This is a genomic window from Marinomonas sargassi, assembly GCF_025716875.1.
GTDB classification, from domain to species: Bacteria; Pseudomonadota; Gammaproteobacteria; order Pseudomonadales; family Marinomonadaceae; genus Marinomonas; species Marinomonas sargassi.
The window spans coordinates 489,716-507,472 of record NZ_JAOVZB010000002.1; the positions used below are offsets into that span (position 1 = coordinate 489,716).

The following is a 17,757-nucleotide window of genomic DNA, read 5'->3' on the forward strand; positions in this document are numbered from 1 at the left end:
AGTACCAAATAAAGAAAAACTTTGAAAGTGCATTCTAGGTTGTTGATCTAAGGCCAGAAACCGCTTTTTTAATGGTTTCAGCTGCACGCTCAACTTCTTCTTTCGTCGTAAAACGTCCGACGGAAAGGCGTAAGGAACTATGAGCCAACTCATCTTTTAGGCCTATAGCTCGCAATACATAAGAGGGCTCTAAACTAGCCGAAGTACAGGCCGAACCAGACGAGACAGCCACATCACTTAATGACATCAGCAAGACTTCACCATCTACACCTTCAAAACCCACATTAATCACGCCTGCAACCCTAGATTCAGAATCACCATTTAGGTGGACACCACCCAATTCTTCTAATGAAAACCACAACTGATCGCGCAAAGATTGAATACGTGTGCAATCACTGGCCATTTCCTCACCAGCAATTCGGAACGCTTCGCCCATTCCAACAATTTGATGAGTAGGTAAAGTGCCTGAACGCATACCACGCTCATGGCCACCACCGTGGATTTGAGCTTCTAGTTTAACTTTAGGAGAGCGGCGAACATATAAGGCACCAATACCTTTTGGACCATAGGTTTTATGGGCAGTTAATGACATTAAATCCACTTTCATAGAATTAACATCGATTGCGACTTTACCTGTTGTTTGGGCCGCATCAACATGTAAAAACACACCCTTAGAATGGGTAATCTCGCCAATAGTTGCAATATCCGTCAGCACACCCAACTCATTATTACCGTGCATCAAAGACACTAAAATGGTGTCTTCTCGAAGAGCTTCTTTTACTTGATTCGGTGAAATCATGCCATGCTGATCTGGTTGCAGATAAGTGACTTCAAAACCTTCTTTTTCTAACTGTTTACACGGATCAAGAACCGCTTTATGTTCAATTTTTGAAGTTATGATATGCCTGCCTTTTTGACGATAAGCATACGCTACTCCCTTTAAGGCAAGGTTATTAGCTTCGGTTGCCCCTGATGTCCAAACAATTTCCCGCGCATCGCAATGAATTAAAGAGGCCACATTCAACCTTGCCTCTTCCACCGCTTCTTCGGCACGCCAACCAAACAGATGTGAACGAGATGCAGGATTACCAAAATTGCCATCTTGCGTTAAGCAAGCCATCATTTTTTCGGCGACCCTAGGGTCAACTGGCGTAGTGGCGGAATTATCTAAATACACAGGGGTTAACATCTCGAACTCTCCAATTAAAACGAACAGACTAAACAGCGGCCTGTGCAATACCTTTTATGCGACTAACAATCGAGCGTAGCCCATTACCACGGGTCGGGCTTAAATGACGCTCAAGATCTAACTCTTCAAAGTAGCCAGAAACATCAAAATCCAATATTTCCTGAGGCGTCTTACGATCCAATGCGGCCAGCACAAGACCTAAAAGGCCACGAACTATAATGGCATCACTGTCCACAGAAAAGGTTAACAACTCACCTTTCTTCTCATCGTGCGCATTTCCTGGCTGAATCCATGCGCTGCTTTGACACCCTTTTACCAATCGCTCAGCAGTACGCCACTCATCATCAAAAGCGGGTAAGGATTTCCCCAAATCGATAATGTATTTGTACTTGTCTTCCCAATCATCAAAAAATGACAAGTCATCAATAATATCTTCTGTACTCGGTAAAGCCATGCCTCTTATCCTGTCAATAAACCACTTAATAAACATACAAAATAGAAAAACGGCACTTAGTCAAAGACTAAGGCCGCTACTATTGTATTCGATTCTTGCTTGCCACCGAAGTAGTTAGAAGAAAAGCCCTGCTTCTAACTGAGCTTCTTCACTCATCATTTCACGGGACCAAGGTGGATCGAACACTAATTCAACGTTCACATTTTCCACATTAGGAACCTTGGCAACGCGATACTCTACATCACTCACCAAAACAGGACCCATACCACAACCGGGTGCGGTTAATGTCATTTGGATAAACACAGATTTCTCTTCTTGGTTTAAAGAAACCTTGTAGACCAAACCTAATGACACCAAACTAATCGGAATCTCAGGGTCAAATACACTGTCTAATGCTTGCCATACTTGGTCTTCGCTAATATTTTCTGAGCCAAGATCGGCAAAGTCTAATACTTCAGGTTGCTGGCCTATTGCTTCGGCATCAGTACCATCAATACGCAACATATTACCCTGCCAAGTGACGGTATAATTCCCACCTAGACTTTGATTAATAGTAATAAATTGTCCTTCAGGAATTATTGCAGGCACCCCATTCGGCACCCTGCGCGCAGGACAGTCACGCTGTGTCACAACCATTTTTTGCATTAAAATTAGCTCACACTAAAGCTTTCGCCGCAGCCACATTCAGCTACAACATTCGGGTTATTAAACTTTATCACTTCGTTAACACCCTCTCGCACTAAATCAATTTCAGTACCATTAAGCATATTGATAGAGGCCGAATCCACAGCTAGGTCTAGGCCATCAAAAGACAAAACAACATCAGACTCAGAAGCTTCATCGACAATATCCAACACATAAGCAAAGCCTGTACAGCCGCTCTCTTTGGTACTTAGGCGAATCAATTTGTTTGGTTGCTTAACTAATTTAGAAGCAAAGTATTTTTTTGCCTTAGCGCTTAAAGACACGCTAGAAGCGGGATCGAATGTAGTTGCTGTCATAACAATCTCCTAAGCCAACATAGTGCGTACTTTTTTCAAAGCCGCAAAGAAGGCATCAATCTCTTCTAAAGTGTTATAAATTGAGAAGGATGCACGAGCCGTACCCGGTACATTAAAGCGAGCCATTAAAGGCTGCGCACAATGATCACCAGTACGTACAGCAATGCCTTGTCGATCTAGTAAAAAACCGATATCTGCAGGGTGCCCCATATCCAAAACAAAGCTCAAAACACCAATTTTACTCTTTGCCTTACCTATGATGGTAAGGCCTTCAAATTCTTCTGCCAGCTTGGTCGCATGATCGAGCAAAGCCTTCTCATGGGCTGCAACACCGGCTTGATCCAAAGCAGAGAACCAACGCACGGCTTCCCCCATGGCAATGGCATCTGCAACATTTGGCGTACCAGCTTCGAATCGATAAGGCAGTACATTCCACGTCGCATCCTGCAGCGTCACTGTGGAAATCATCTCGCCACCAGTACGCCAGACAGGCCAGCTTTCGAGTACAGACTCACGCCCCCAAAGCACACCAATTCCCATCGGGCCATAGAGTTTATGACCTGACAAAACATAGAAGTCGCAGTCAATATCTTGCACATCAACCCAACCATGGGCAGCACCTTGGGCGCCATCCACTAATACCAATGCATCAACCGCTTTCGCTTTCGCTGTCATTTCTTTAATAGGGTTGATAGTACCTAATGCGTTTGAAACATGAGGAAAAGCAACAAAACGTGTTTTTTCACTCAACATAGCTTCATAAGCGGCTTGATCAAGTTCACCATCATCGGTGACTGGGATGGTTCTTAATGTTGCACCAGATGCTTTACAAGCTTGCTGCCATGTCACTAAGTTAGCGTGATGGTCCATTTGTGTAGCAATGACTTCATCTTCTGGAGACAACAAGGAAGCCAAGCCATTGGCAACAATATTGATACCCTCTGTGGTCCCTGTCGTCCAAATCACTTCCTCACGCTTAGGCGCATTCATGAAGTCTTTGATAATGTCGCGAGCGGCTTCGAAATTTCGCGTCGCTTCATCGGCCAAACGGTGGGCACCACGATGAACATTTGAGTTACACGTCGTATAGTAATCTACCAGAGCATCTATCACGCACTGTGGCTTTTGGGTTGTCGCCGCATTGTCTAAATAAATCAGCGGCTTGCCATCAATTTCTCTCTTTAAAATCGGAAATTGAGCACGAACAGCATCGACATCAAAACTCATATTTTTTCTCGCTTACATCACTTCCATTTGCGCAAAGCGCTCACGGATTATTGGGCGAATCCACTCAGCCAAGGTTTCATTTGGCATCAAATCAATCAGCTCATTAATAAAACCAAAGTTCAGCATTACCTGTGCTTTTGCACGACTTACGCCACGAGTTTGTAAGTAATACAAAGCTTGCTTGTCAATTTGCGCCACTGTCGCACCGTGGGCACAACGCACATCATCGGCATAAATCTCCAACTCTGGCTTAGTGTTGATTTCGGCTTTATCAGACAATAACAAGTTACGGTTATTCAACTCCGCCAAGGTTTTCTGAGCATCTTTATGGATATGAATACGGCCGTTAAATACCGCACGTGCGCGGTCAGCGACGATGCAACGCACATTTTCTTCGGTAGTACCGTTAGGCATGGCATGCTCAACTGTGGCATGTAAATCGAACAACTCCTTATCGTCCAACAAATACATAGCATTCAGCTTAGCGTCAGCGAACTCACCAGCATGGATAATATCGGTATCTAAACGAGATAATTCACTACCAAAAGCCACAATCGTACTGTTCATTTTAGCGTGGTCATGCAAGTTAAAGTGACAACCACCTACAGCAAGGTTACTACCCGTTTGTAGCGCAAAACGGTAATGCTCTAGATATGCTTTTGGAGCAATATTGTACTCAACAAAAGCCGTACTTAAGGAATCGCCTTGCGCTTGAACATCTTCGATAACCGTTAAACGAGCACCAGCTTCAAGAGACACTAGAACACGAGTATGCGACTCAGCACCTTGGCTCAATAGCGAACTAATACGAACAGGCTCATCAATTTTTACATTCTCTTCAACAGAGACAATCACAACATCATTTACTAAGGCATCGTTCACCAAACCAAAAAGGTGGCGCTCAGGCTTAATCGTTGAGAACTCTTGTAATGCAGAAGCTTGCTGTTCTGGGCTTAACTCGCTACCAAGAGCAATCGTTAAGCCTTCTGGTAATGTATCTGCCAGTTGAACTTTATCTAGTTGGCCATTAACGAAAGCCAATTCAATAGCATTTAAACCATCAATCGCCAGAGGCAATAAGCCCGTTTGATTTTCAACTGGAACCGCTTTGCTACGCTCTATAGGACGTAAAGGAGTATAACGCCACGCTTCTGTTTTACGCGTTGGCCATTTCGTTGCAGATAATAGCTCCAGAGCGTGAGCTCGTTTTGGCGCTAGCCAATCGCTATTATCCTGCCCACGAGCGATGGCACTTTCTAACCATGCACTCATTCGTTACCCCTCAAGCTCGTCTTCAGTCGGTTCTGTTTGCAACCAAGCGTAACCTTGAGCTTCAAGTTCTTGAGCCAATGACGCATCACCACTTTTCACAATTTTGCCGTTTGAAAGTACATGAACAAAGTCAGGCTTGATGTAGTCAAGAAGGCGCTGGTAGTGGGTCACAACAATAAAACTGCGGTCACTTGAACGTTGGCTGTTTACACCTTCTGCAACCACTTGAAGAGCATCGATATCTAGACCTGAATCGGTTTCATCAAGGATACAAAGTTTAGGCTGAAGCAATAGCATCTGCATCAATTCATTACGTTTTTTCTCACCGCCAGAAAAACCTTCGTTGACGCCACGTTTTAGGAAAGAAATAGGCAGATCAACTTTTTTACAGGCCGCTTTCGCTTCTTTTAAGAAATCTGCTGAACTAATCGCTTCTTCTCCACGCGCTTCACGTTGAGCATCAACAGAAGCTTTCAAAAACTCAAGGTTACTCACACCAGGAATTTCTACAGGGTACTGAAAAGCAAGAAACAAACCTGCGCGAGCTCGCTCTTCTGTTTCCATATCAAGCAAGTCTTCACCACCGAGCACTACACTACCACTATCTACTGTGTAGCCTTCGCGACCAGACAATACATAACCCATAGTACTTTTACCGGCACCGTTAGGCCCCATGATGGCATGCACTTCACCCGGCTTAACTTCTAGATCAAGTCCTTTTAAGATCTGCTTCTCTTCTACGCTTGCGTATAAATCTTTTATCGTCAACAAATTGTTGCTATTAGACATGTTCAATAATTCCTTAACCTACAGAGCCTTCAAGGCTTATTTCTAGTAATTTGCCTGCTTCAACAGCAAATTCCATTGGTAATTCTTTAAATACTTCCTTACAGAAGCCATTCACTATCATGGAAACCGCTTTTTCAGGGTCCAAGCCACGTTGCTGACATAAAAACATTTGTTCATCACTTACTTTTGAAGTGGTCGCTTCGTGCTCGATAATAGCGGAAGGGTTACGGCTTTCGACATAAGGGAAAGTGTGGGCACCACATTGATCGCCAATCAGTAGAGAGTCACATTGAGTGAAGTTACGGGCACCTTCAGCACCAGCAGCCATTCGCACCAAGCCGCGGTAGCTACCATTACTTTTTCCTGCTGAAATACCTTTAGCAATAATGGTCGACTTGGTATTTTTACCAAGGTGGATCATTTTCGTACCTGTATCCGCTTGCTGGCGGCCACGGGTCAATGCCACTGAGTAAAATTCACCAACACTGTTATCGCCTTTCAATACACAGCTTGGGTACTTCCAAGTAACCGCTGAACCTGTTTCCACTTGAGTCCAAGAGATTTTGGCATTGGTATGACATACACCACGCTTAGTTACGAAGTTATAAATACCACCTTTACCGTCTTCATCCCCCGGATACCAATTCTGCACCGTAGAGTATTTGATTTCGGCATCATCCATAGCAACCAATTCAACCACTGCAGCGTGTAATTGGTTTTCATCACGTTGAGGCGCGGTACAACCTTCAAGATAACTAACGTGACTGCCTTCATCAGCAATAATCAAGGTACGCTCGAACTGCCCTGTATTTTGTTCATTAATACGGAAGTAAGTAGATAGTTCCATAGGGCAACGGGTGCCTTTTGGTATATAGACAAAAGAACCATCGGTAAAGACTGCGCAATTCAACGCGCTGTAATAGTTATCCTTTTTAGCAACAACACTACCTAGATACTTCTTAACTAGGTCTGGGTATTTTTGAATCGCTTCTGAGATAGGGCAGAAGATAACGCCCGCCTCTTCTAGCTTTTCACGGAAAGTGGTGACGACAGAGACAGAATCGAAAACAGCATCAACCGCAACACCTGCAAGCATTTGCTGCTCGATAAGAGGGATACCTAGTTTTTCATAGGTACGCAGTAATTCAGGGTCTACTTCATCAAGAGACTTAGGTTTATCTTTCATGCTCTTTGGTGCGGAATAGTAGGAAATCGCTTGGAAGTCGATTTTTGGGTAATCCACTAAAGCCCAATCAGGCTCTTCCATCTGCAACCAATCGCGAAATGCACCTAAGCGCCATTCAAGCATCCATTCAGGTTCGCCCTTCATTTTAGAAATACGCTGGATAACACTTTCGTCCAAACCGGGTGCAAAGGTTTCTGATTCCACGTCAGAAACAAAACCCGCTTCGTATTCTCTTGCCAGCGCCTTATCTATCTGCTCAGTCATATATAAAAGCTCACTTTTGATAGGAACCCTTTTCTCTCAATATGAGAGTCACAGGTTCTACTAAATTTATTCTTTACTTAGCCAATACTTTTCTAGCCAATAATGGCCGCGTTAATTTTGTCATCAACACAAGTTTGTTGGCTTTCAATACTTTGTCGTTCAGCTACTTGTCTTACATCTTCTCTTGCAACTAGCTGAGCCAAACTAATTTGATTTAAAAAATCGTGAATCTGATCACTTAAATCACACCATAAATAGTGGGTTAGACATGTGGTTCCACCCTGGCAATCACTGCGCCCACTGCAGCCTGTTGCATCAACAGACTCGTTAACGGCATCAACTATCTGGGCGACAAAAATGTCTTCTTTTAAGCGGCTCAATCGATAGCCACCACCCGGCCCTCTCACACTAGTAACCAATACACTCTTGCGAAGCTTTGAGAACAACTGCTCAAGGTAAGAAAGAGAGATTCCTTGCCGATTTGAAATGTCCGATAAGGACACTGGCCCTTGATCTGAATGCAATGCTAGATCAAGCATGGCGGTTACCGCATAACGACCTTTTGTTGTTAAGCGCATAAGCTATCCAATAAGATTTTTCATGTGGAGGTGAATACTACACAAAACCTACTGTTTTTATCAAGTATTTACCCGACTATTTTAGTAGGTTATTCCCACAGCAAGGAACGCAGCGCATTTTACGCACTACTGACTAAAAACAAAACAGGAGAATGAGCACCTATCTAGAAAATAAGTGCCACGAATGAGAAAAATAAAAAGATAAGCATCAAGGCATCAGAAATACAAACAGCATACGAATTTAGCGGGTAAATTTCTTTCGCCAGGTATCCCGGCGTAGCGCATCTCTTTTTTCATAAGTTTGAAGAGCCGCCTGCAATTGCGTATCAAAGGTCTGGCTATCATCCTTAGCTAGTGCCGTCATTGCCATGGTATACCAAGCTGTTACACCACCAGGTTGCGTAGATGTAAATCGAGGAAATACGGGATCCTCCCCTTGTTCTAGCCAAGTATTAGGTAAGCTCGGGGAGATGATCATAGCGCGGGCCAAACCAACAAAATCGATATCAGCCTCTTCGAGCGCCGACAATGCCTGATCCCGAGTTTTAAACCCACCCGTTAGCATTAAAGGGATTCTTGTTTGTTTTCGAGCTTGCTGTGCGAATTTTAAAAAGTAAGGGCCGTTAGCCGATGCATCAGAACTTGCCTTAGCACCAGGAAAATAGGTACCACCGCTAATATCAATCAAATCAATAGAAGATGCGTTCAGTAGAGCTACCAACTCCAGCGCCTCATCTTCAACCAAACCACCTTCAAGCAAATCAGAAGAATTTATCTTGATCCCTATAGGGTATTCACTTCCAACCGCAGCTCTAACAGCCTTAATGACCTCAAGAACAATTCGACTACGACAAGTTATCGAGCCGCCATATTCATCTTCTCGGTGATTAAATAAAGGGGATAAGAATTGGCTTAGTAGAAAACCATGGGCAGCATGGATTTGAACTCCGGTAAATCCTGCCGACTTTGCGATTAAAGCCGTTTTTGCAAACTGTTCAGGTAGAGCCCTCACTTCTTCCAGAGACAAAGCTCGACACTTCAACTCATCAAAGCTTAACTCGGAAGGTCCTGCGGGGTTACTAATAAGAGGGTCAGAAAGTGCGCCTGCATGACCAATCTGAGCCCATACATGCGTATCATTAATTGAAGCTCTGCTAGTTAAATCTCGCAGCGTACCAAGGTCACTATCTTCATTGAGAACTAAGTTTCCAGGCTTTTCTGGATAGCGAAAGTCCCCTTGAACCTCTCCGATAATAGAAAGAGCCACTCCACCTTCAGCCCACTTCTCATATAAGCGCGCTTGATCCCTAGTTGCATCACCAGCCCCATTTCCTAAAGAATCGGACATAGCGGCCTTTACAAACCTATTTTTCAGTAAAACGCCACACGGGAGTCGAACAGCATCACCTAACGATTTCTTATTCATAGACTCCAACTTTAATCTCTATATCTGTTTATCAACAGGGCAGGGGTAGGTTGCTAAAGGTCAAAGAGAGCCACACTTCTATTTGTTTTTTAAGTCTTAGATTGATATCCATACAAAAAAATAAAATCAGAAGAGCTACTCATTCTGGCTTTAAGATTAAAGGCTATTACAGAATAGTCACGCAATTTCTACCATTTTCTTTACTCGTGTATAAGGCTCCATCTACTTTACGCAGCAAATCACTTCGCACACTTTTATGATTAAAAGTCGTTCCACCAATACTCGCGGTTACTCTTCTTGTAGCAGTTAATTTAGCTGATTCTATTTTAGAGCGTAATTCATTCGATTTTTCCTTTATCAAGGTGTCATCAGACATGTGAGGCAGTATAACCATAAACTCCTCGCCTCCTACTCGATAAACATCTCCAGCACTTGCTATGGTTCCCTCTAAAATACGAGCAAATTTAACTAATACTTTATCGCCTTCGCCATGCCCAAGATCATCATTAATGGATTTAAAGTGATCGATATCAACCAATAATAGAGTATGGTTTTGAGCATCGTCAGATTTCAACAATGATTCTAAATAGGCTTCAAATTCTCGTCGATTTTTTAGAGAAGTTAGTTCATCTGTTTTCGCCAGCCTATCCAAAGTCTTTTCAGCAGTGGTATCAATCACCACACCTGTGAAACCAATAATTTCGCCACTATCTTCAAGTGGTGTGTAAATAGCATGATAATAATGAGGGTTACCATCGGGTTTAATAAAAAAGGAGTCGTAAGCTATCGACTCCCCATTTAATACGGCCTGATAATGAGGAAAATTACCCTTAAAGCCCTCTTCACCAATAACATCCGAAATGCATAAGCCAACTGCTTCTTCTTGAGTAATATTATGAATACGCGCAAAAAAAGGACTTATATAGGTATAATTTAAATTAACATCAACGACATAAAACAGTACCGGAGTAGTTTCCACTAGCTGCTTATAAGTATCTAATTCAAGCTGCGACATTTTACATCCTTAGCCATTTATAGCAGTTATTTCTATTCCCAAACAATATATTAAAGGCCTCTTAAGGCACAAGATAGATATCACTTCTTATATAGACTAGCGCTTTTTTCGCATAACACTCTAAAAAATTAGCTTTATTGACAGCTCTTTTTCCTAAGAAAAAAAGCCCCGACAATAATTATCATCGGGGCTTTTAAAAAGTTTTTTTAAATCTAAATAACTATGTATTCAGTCTAAAATCTAGAACCAAAGAATGGTTAGACCTAATAGCAAATAGCAAAGTGTTACCACTTTATAAAAGAAATGGTAAGCAGACTCAAAACCTGCAACAGGTACCTTTTGCGTATAATCTGTACCTATTTGCCATCCAGCTATAACTGAGTTCATCATTGCTAAAACTAAAACTAGTGTAGAAAACAGTTTGAACCAAGTAGCATTGTGTATCGCCACCCAGCTATCATAAGTCACTTCAGCTTGCGATAAGATTAGTCCAAGGTAAACAACGCCCCAAAGGATGATTGCAGCATTGCTAACACGTTGAAAAATCCACTCTCTTGTACCACTGCGGCTGTCCCGCGCTAAACCTAAGCCCATATCCACGCACCAAATAATAAACTAATGACAATACCCACACCGATAACAACTTTCGAAATCAGCATACCGCTTTCTAACTCTTCAAAATGCCCCATATCTTGGATGATATGTTTCATTCCAGCCATAGCGTAATAGCCACCTGCAGTTAGGAAGCCCCAAATGACAAATTGAGCAAGGAAGTTTTCTGAAACCATGCTCTTCACGCTATCAAAGCCTTCAGGTGAGCCCAATGAAATATACAAAGTAGGCAAAAAGAATGCTAAAGCCACCCAAATAATAACGGCACTCACTCTATGTAAAATAGAAGCAATCGCCGTGATAGGAAGACTTATGGTATTCAGCTCCAGATTCACTGGGCGTTTCTTATTCATCTTAATTTTCCTTTATCTTATGATGCACTTAATGTTTTTTGAGAGCATAAGCACTGCTTGAATCGCTATTATAAAGATAAATACAAATTTTCATAATGATTTGTATTTATCTTGAGTATTTTTCCACTATAACAACGCTCATTCAATCATAGTTGGATTGATTGAAGAAGCATTGAGCCACACATTTCCACAGTCTCACGACATGCTAAAACTAGCTAATCTTAACCGCTTTGTAAGAGAGTGCATTGTATAGGGTAAGAGGCTTAGAAAAGTAAAAGCCCTGCAAGTAGTCACAACCGTAGGCCAGCAAAAGATCTGCTTGTTCACGTGTTTCCACCCCTTCTGCAATAACTTTAACGCCAAGGGTATGGGCCATTGAGATAATAGTCTCACACAAGGTTTCCGAAGCAGACTCCGCTCCTAGTTTCTGTACAAAGCTCTTATCAATTTTCAGATAATCAATCTCGTAATTCATGATATAAGCTAGGGACGAATACCCAGTACCAAAATCATCTAATGCCACCTGAATACCTTCATCCCTAAAGGATAGTAATGCTTTACGAGTGCTTTCATCTGAGTTCATTAAAAGATGCTCGGTGATTTCAACAATTAATTTGTTCGGGCTAGCCTCTTCACTTTTCCCGTGGCACTCAGTAATAAGCTCTTCTAAAAGGTAATCATTTTCACTTTGATACTTCGATAATTGAGCCGGTGAAACATTCACGCTCACCTGAACATTATCTCCATGCACTTTCTGAATAGACCGTAGGGCACGCTTTGCTTCCTGAATAACCCATAGCCCTATTTCTCTGATTTGCCCAAACTCCTCTGCTAAACCAATAAACCTGTCTGGTGCAATTAGGCCTTTTTTAGGATGCTGCCAACGTATCAAGGCTTCGAACTTAATAACTTCGCCCCTGACACTTAAAATAGGTTGGTAAACTAAGTAGAGTTCTTTATTAGCTATTGCGTTACGCAAGTCTTTTACTAGCTCCATTTTTTCAGATTGGGCACTTTTCAGTTCCTCACTAAAGAAACTAATAGTATTTCTCACCTGTTGTTTTGCCAGATAAATAGCCTGATCCACTGCACTCAAAATAGTCTTAACGCTCTCGCCATCATCAGGATAAAAAGACCCCCCCATACTCGCTGTTAACTCAATATCACCATGCTCGGATAAAATCGGCTGGGATATTACATTTTTTACTTTTTCACATACTGACAGGGTTCGACTTTTCGATGCATCTTCCCCTTCTAGAATAAATATGAATTCATCACTGCCCAAACGACTAAATAACCGTGCCGATGGCACTTGATGTATTAATCGAGATGCAACGGTTTTTAAAACGTAATCACCTATTTCGTGCCCCCTAGAATTAATATCTTTAAAATCATCTAGGTCAATTAGCACCACACTGATTCGATGTTGACCTTGATTCTCCTCGATAATTTTTTCTAACGATAAAAGAAACGCATCACGGTTAGCGATTCCAGTAAGGGTATCTATTTGTGATTGGGAAATAATTCTTTGTTCAGCTGTCGCTTTACGTTTCGCCATGTCAATGAAACTGCCTTGCAAAGCGCACATTTCTTTCACACCAATTGAGGGTTCAGGTGCAATAGACTCTTCGTTTCTACCAAGCCTTTCCGCTAATAAAGACAGTTTTTTCAGCGGGTTGGTGATCGAGCGAATAAAAAACCATCTAATAAGCAACAAAGTAGCTATCACAAGAAAAGAAAATACAGCTACCGCAGCCGTATAACGCTTATTGACCCTCAGCAGAGGCTCGTCAACCGCGACACCAATAACAAAACTGAGCAAGACCTCATTATTAGCCCCAACTACTTGCTGTTGTGTAAACACCCTTTTTACGCCATCTTGAGAAGACACAATGGTGCCAAATGACTGGGGTTCTTCATACCTTATATGAGATGGAAAGCTCACATTCACAACACCGTCACTGTTTAAGATATAAGCCACACTGCCTTCAGGTAACGGACTATCACTAAGTAATTTGCTCCACCACTCCAAAGAGACAACAGCCACAGCCGCGCCAACAACTTGATTAGAGTAAGCATAAGCCTGAACTGGATAGGCAAAATTAATAGCTGGCAGACCAGTAGCTCTATCTATGTGTAGACCACTGGTTGTAAAGCGATTTGTACTCAAAGCCTCTTTGATATAATCGCGGTCATTCACATACACGGGAGAATCAAGCAAAGTACCATTACAAGTCAAAATACCCTCTTTATTTGGGACGCCAATATTCACATACCTCCCAAACAAAGGCGTTATAGAACTAACAAACTGACGGCAAGCCTCGGAGTCTGGGGATTGAATTTGTGAACTAGAAGCTAAGGAAGAGAGAAAAAGCTGGGTACTTTCAACGAGGCGTTCTTGATTTTCTACCGCTTGATTAGAAACAAGCCGCGCGGTATGAAGCAGCTCATCCTGAACAATAGATCGGCTGTAATCAAAGTTCAGATAAATGAGGGTATAGAAGGGCGCAACAATAAAAATTGAGAATATATACAATCGGCCAATAAGCGTATTCAACATCGTCTTATGTTTACCTGCTATTCCACACCCTATATTAACCAATCCTTGGGGAATTCCATTTGCGCACTTTTTATTTTAATTGTAGATAGTCTTTATTTTTGATTTTATTACTGAATAAACATCATTTATATCACGTCATTCAGAATCTGTTATAAAAATAGACGATTTTAAGATAATAAAAAAGCTTACAGGAAAATATATATGCTGAGGCTAGTATATTCAAAACTATTAGAAAATTTATTTTAGAACTATATTCGCTCCTCCCTCTCCTAAAGCTCGATTTTCTTCGCACTATCTCCAAGCGAGCTACTAACATGACTAACTAACACCAATATATTGGGTCTAAAATCATGCTGGAGCGCATGACTAATACACCGTATTGAAGCAGTATCTAAACCGTCAAAAGGTTCGTCTAATAATAGGACTGGGACATTTCTCAGCAGAAGGCGAGCTAATACTAAGCGCTTTCGTTGTCCTCCTGATAAATCACGCCCTTGGAAGCTCAACAAGGTTGCCAAGCCATTAGGCAGAGCTCTAGCCCACTCAGCCAGTGCCACAGCCTCTAGTACTTCCCATAGCTCATCTTCAGTTGCATCTTCTTTCCCTAAACGCAAATTCGCAGCAACACTTTGCTGAAAGACATAAGGACTCTGGGGCAAATAGCTCACTTGCTTTTGGTAGGTTTCATTACCAAAAAGATCGCATTTATCACCATTAACAAACACCTCTCCTTTTGATAAGCAGTCACCTGCCATGGCGGCAAGCAATGTAGATTTCCCCGACCCACTACTGCCACAAATCCACAATCTATCACCAAGGTATATGTCTAAATCTAATGGTTTATTTCCCATACCATTAACAGCATGAAAGCCATGCCATTGTTTAAAGCTCAGTTGATGCACCTTAAAGTCATCATGGGCAGTTTTTGCAGTGCTAGAAGTACAACTCGTTTGCAACTGGTTTAGTCTGTGCAAACCTACTTGAGACTGGCCTTGTGCGACAAAAGCTTGCGCTAATGGAAGAACAAGCTCATTAAGGGCAAGCACGGCCAGAACAAAACCCACTACCCAAGTACCTTTTACCCCCTCGACCAAACTCCAACGCTGGCTTTCAGAATCAAAAAAAGCCAAGACATAAAAACTTACGACTAAGAGCATAATGGTGACGCAGTAAGCACCAAGACGACCAGCGCTCACAGCATTTTGAATTGCAGCCTCTTTTATTTTTTGCTTCTCATCTAAATACCCTAAACGCTGGGCATACTCTTGCCAGTGGCCACGAATGGTTAACGTAATTAACGCAGAAAAAACACTCACGAATCGGCTACGACGATACACTCCTAAAACTTGTCCAATATGAACCGCTTGGCGAGCATAGTGCCCAGCTAAATAAGGGATAATCAACAAGTGAAAGAAGCCACATACGGCAATGGGGTACAACAAATCAGCCTGTAAAAAGTACGCAAAAACAGCCATAGCAACATAGCTCAATAAGGCATATAACCAAGGCAAGAAGACCACTAAGGGCCAGCGAATAATCATATCTAGATCATTTACTAAGCGTTGCAGTAAGTCTCCCTTACTTTGCTGCTGTAAATTTGTAGCATCTTGTTCGACTCGCCTATCCCAGACCCATAGACGCAAGGTGCGCAACAGCCCTAATAAGTGATTATGAGCACTAACTTGTTCACCATACCGTCCTGCTGTTCGAAAAATGGCTAAACCTCGAACAATGGCACCTGGGGTGAGGTAGTTAAAAGATAGGTGTGCTCCCAACGCTGTTGCTAATCCAGCCGCTGAAATAAACCAACCCGACACACCAAGCAATGCAACACCTGCAAGACTCGCTACGAGCCCCAAAAAAACGGGGACCATAAAACCCCAAAGGTTGCTGAATATCAGACTTTTAAGCGATAGCTTGTTTGTCTTCTTCATACAAACCTCCTTGTGTCAGGGACCAATGCTTATCAGCCCAATAAATTGGGTGTGTATCATGACTCACGACCAATACCGTTTTGCCTTTAGAAGCCTGCTCTAAAGTAGCTAATACAGATTGGGCTGTTTCTTGATCAAGCCCAGAACAAGGCTCATCTAATAACCAAACCTCGGCCCCAGATAATAACGCACGAGCAATAGATAGCCGCTGCATCTGCCCACCCGACAAACCTGTTCCTATCTCAGTTAATGCTGTATCTAAACCATCTGGCAAAGGTTTTATAAACTCATCGCATTGGCTTTTCAGTAATGCATCTTCTATTGCCAACTCTGTTGGGGGTGTTATCCCAAGTAATAAATTTCGTCGAATACTGCCATTCACCCACTCAGGTGTTTGCGGCAACCAAGCCAAAGAGCGTCGCCATTTAGATAACGTTTGAGGACAAGTAAGTAGCTCAGATAAATGACGACCTTTCACGGATAACTGCCCTTGGTAAGCAGCATCGAAACCAAGCAATAAATACAATAAACTCGATTTACCTATACCAGACTCACCACTTAGCCAGACGCGCTCACCCTCATAAATGCTTCCTGTTATTGCCGCCAATCTCTGGCGCCCCGACTCTTGCCAGCTTAGATTTTCAAAGCATATCAGTGCATTATCACGAGAAGTGTTTTCTTCTTTAAGGTTTGAAGATCGAACAATAGCTATTTCTGTGTTGATAATTGCCATTAGATCGGTAGTAGCCGCTTCTGCTTTTTGCTTAGCGTGATAATCGTTACCGAGTTGTCGAAGAGGTAAATAGAACTCTGGAGCGAGCAACAATAGGAACATGGCTTGTGCTAAGGGCACCGGAGATTCCCCCACCTGCCACGGTAATGATTCCAACAAGCCAAGCCCTAGGTACAAGGCAATCATAGCGATAGACAGTGAAGCAAATAGCTCTAGTGTAGCCGTCGATAAAAAAGCCAAATAGAGCACATTCATCGTGGTTCTTTGGTATTCACCAGAGCTGTCTGACAAGCGAGACTTCGCCTGTTGAGTTTTGCCCAACCGCTTCAACTCTGCCAAACCAACACTTAAATCCATAAACTGATTAGAAAGCATCGCCAGCACATTAAATTGGCGACGATTGGCCTGTGCCGCTTTGTGGCCAACAAATATCATAAAGACAATCACCAAAGGAGCTGTGGTTATGAATACTCCTAATGCAATCCAAGAAATAGGGGCAACAGAAAGCAAAATGGCACAAGGAATGAGTACGACCATAAACACCTGAGGTTTATAGCGGCTGAAGAAATCATCTAACGCGTCTACCTGCTCGTAAACACGTGTCGACAACGCAGCATCCTCATCTATTCTTGATCGAGCAGGCCCAAGTTTCGTGAGGTGCGATAACAGCTTTTTTCGTAAATCATAGCGGATATGACGGCTAGCACTGGTACAAACACGCTCTCTTAGAAAACTCAAAAATGCCCGCAACCATAGAGCCGACAACCCTAGAAACAAGAACAGCATAGAAAACGACTGATGCAAGGCGAGCTCAGCAAACACATGCGCAAATGCCCACGCTTGCACCACCAAAGCCACAACGAACAGACTACCTATACCTTTCGCGGCACGATATCTAGCAGATTGCGATTCCGCTAGTTGATTAAGAAATATCGCCTCCGGTGTTTTAGCTCGGCCAGTTTGCTTTGCCGCTTTCTTCTTTTGCATAGCAATTACTTCTGTTCCTCTTCACCCTCATAACCACTGAACTCTAACCAAACAGCATTAATAATTCCGAAAGAACAAGCTAGCAAGATTCCAAGAACCCAAGCGAAGTACCACATAATGTTTCTCCTAGGTGGGGTATTTCCCCCACCGATAAAATGTTTGTTATCGAGTAATGAG

The 17,757-nt window shown here is 42.5% G+C and carries 17 protein-coding genes; all 17 read right to left on the reverse strand.

The annotated features are described in order from the left end of the window. Window positions 1-34: 34 nt before the first annotated feature. The 17 genes from OFY17_RS06690 to cydX all read right to left on the reverse strand — a co-directional run bounded on the left by OFY17_RS06690 (window position 35) and on the right by cydX (window position 17,696). On the reverse strand, window positions 35-1,189 hold the full coding sequence (locus OFY17_RS06690) for an IscS subfamily cysteine desulfurase (protein ID WP_263529959.1): 1,155 nt from the start codon (window positions 1,187-1,189) through the stop codon (window positions 35-37). Window positions 1,190-1,217: 28 nt separating this feature from the next. After that, the gene (locus OFY17_RS06695) at window positions 1,218-1,643 is read right to left on the reverse strand and encodes a SufE family protein (protein WP_263529960.1); all 426 of its coding nucleotides are present in this window, start codon (window positions 1,641-1,643) and stop codon (window positions 1,218-1,220) included. A 114-nt stretch (window positions 1,644-1,757) separates the two neighbouring features. Further along, a complete protein-coding gene (gene sufT / locus OFY17_RS06700) occupies window positions 1,758-2,288 on the reverse strand; it encodes a putative Fe-S cluster assembly protein SufT (protein ID WP_263529961.1) in 531 nt (176 codons plus the stop codon). Between the two features lie 5 nt (window positions 2,289-2,293). Further along, window positions 2,294-2,644: a HesB/IscA family protein gene (locus OFY17_RS06705; protein ID WP_263529962.1), complete on the reverse strand. Its 351-nt coding sequence runs from the start codon at window positions 2,642-2,644 to the stop codon at window positions 2,294-2,296. Between the two features lie 9 nt (window positions 2,645-2,653). Continuing rightward, complete coding sequence (locus tag OFY17_RS06710) at window positions 2,654-3,871, reverse strand: aminotransferase class V-fold PLP-dependent enzyme (protein ID WP_263529963.1); 1,218 nt, start codon at window positions 3,869-3,871, stop codon at window positions 2,654-2,656. A gap of 12 nt (window positions 3,872-3,883) precedes the next feature. After that, complete coding sequence (sufD, locus tag OFY17_RS06715; protein WP_263529964.1) at window positions 3,884-5,143, reverse strand: Fe-S cluster assembly protein SufD; 1,260 nt, start codon at window positions 5,141-5,143, stop codon at window positions 3,884-3,886. Between the two features lie 3 nt (window positions 5,144-5,146). Continuing rightward, entirely contained in the window at window positions 5,147-5,932 is a 786-nt protein-coding gene (gene sufC, locus OFY17_RS06720; protein WP_263529965.1) for a Fe-S cluster assembly ATPase SufC, read from the reverse strand. A 13-nt stretch (window positions 5,933-5,945) separates the two neighbouring features. Continuing rightward, window positions 5,946-7,382 (reverse strand): Fe-S cluster assembly protein SufB, encoded by a 1,437-nt coding sequence (sufB, locus tag OFY17_RS06725; RefSeq protein ID WP_263529966.1) that lies wholly within the window; start codon window positions 7,380-7,382, stop codon window positions 5,946-5,948. A gap of 92 nt (window positions 7,383-7,474) precedes the next feature. Continuing rightward, window positions 7,475-7,960 carry a Fe-S cluster assembly transcriptional regulator IscR gene (iscR, locus tag OFY17_RS06730; protein WP_263529967.1) on the reverse strand — a complete coding sequence of 162 codons (486 nt, stop codon included), beginning with the start codon at window positions 7,958-7,960 and terminating at the stop codon, window positions 7,475-7,477. A 241-nt stretch (window positions 7,961-8,201) separates the two neighbouring features. Further along, window positions 8,202-9,386 carry an NADH:flavin oxidoreductase/NADH oxidase family protein gene (locus tag OFY17_RS06735; protein ID WP_263529968.1) on the reverse strand — a complete coding sequence of 395 codons (1,185 nt, stop codon included), beginning with the start codon at window positions 9,384-9,386 and terminating at the stop codon, window positions 8,202-8,204. 166 nt (window positions 9,387-9,552) lie between these two features. Beyond that, entirely contained in the window at window positions 9,553-10,401 is an 849-nt protein-coding gene (locus tag OFY17_RS06740; RefSeq protein ID WP_263529969.1) for a sensor domain-containing diguanylate cyclase, read from the reverse strand. A 240-nt stretch (window positions 10,402-10,641) separates the two neighbouring features. Further along, the gene (gene sdhD / locus OFY17_RS06745; RefSeq protein WP_263529970.1) at window positions 10,642-10,995 is read right to left on the reverse strand and encodes a succinate dehydrogenase, hydrophobic membrane anchor protein; all 354 of its coding nucleotides are present in this window, start codon (window positions 10,993-10,995) and stop codon (window positions 10,642-10,644) included. After that, window positions 10,986-11,366, reverse strand: coding sequence for a succinate dehydrogenase, cytochrome b556 subunit (gene sdhC / locus OFY17_RS06750; protein ID WP_263529971.1), 381 nt, complete (start codon window positions 11,364-11,366; stop codon window positions 10,986-10,988). The genes sdhD and sdhC overlap by 10 nt, the downstream gene beginning before the upstream one ends. 211 nt (window positions 11,367-11,577) lie before the next feature. Then, the gene (locus tag OFY17_RS06755; RefSeq protein WP_263529972.1) at window positions 11,578-13,926 is read right to left on the reverse strand and encodes a bifunctional diguanylate cyclase/phosphodiesterase; all 2,349 of its coding nucleotides are present in this window, start codon (window positions 13,924-13,926) and stop codon (window positions 11,578-11,580) included. A gap of 269 nt (window positions 13,927-14,195) precedes the next feature. Next, the gene (locus OFY17_RS06760) at window positions 14,196-15,860 is read right to left on the reverse strand and encodes an amino acid ABC transporter ATP-binding/permease protein (RefSeq protein ID WP_263529973.1); all 1,665 of its coding nucleotides are present in this window, start codon (window positions 15,858-15,860) and stop codon (window positions 14,196-14,198) included. Then, a complete protein-coding gene (cydD, locus tag OFY17_RS06765; protein ID WP_263529974.1) occupies window positions 15,832-17,580 on the reverse strand; it encodes a thiol reductant ABC exporter subunit CydD in 1,749 nt (582 codons plus the stop codon). The genes OFY17_RS06760 and cydD overlap by 29 nt, the downstream gene beginning before the upstream one ends. Window positions 17,581-17,585: 5 nt before the next feature. Beyond that, window positions 17,586-17,696, reverse strand: coding sequence for a cytochrome bd-I oxidase subunit CydX (gene cydX, locus OFY17_RS06770; RefSeq protein WP_212918295.1), 111 nt, complete (start codon window positions 17,694-17,696; stop codon window positions 17,586-17,588). Between the last annotated feature and the right edge of the window lie 61 nt (window positions 17,697-17,757).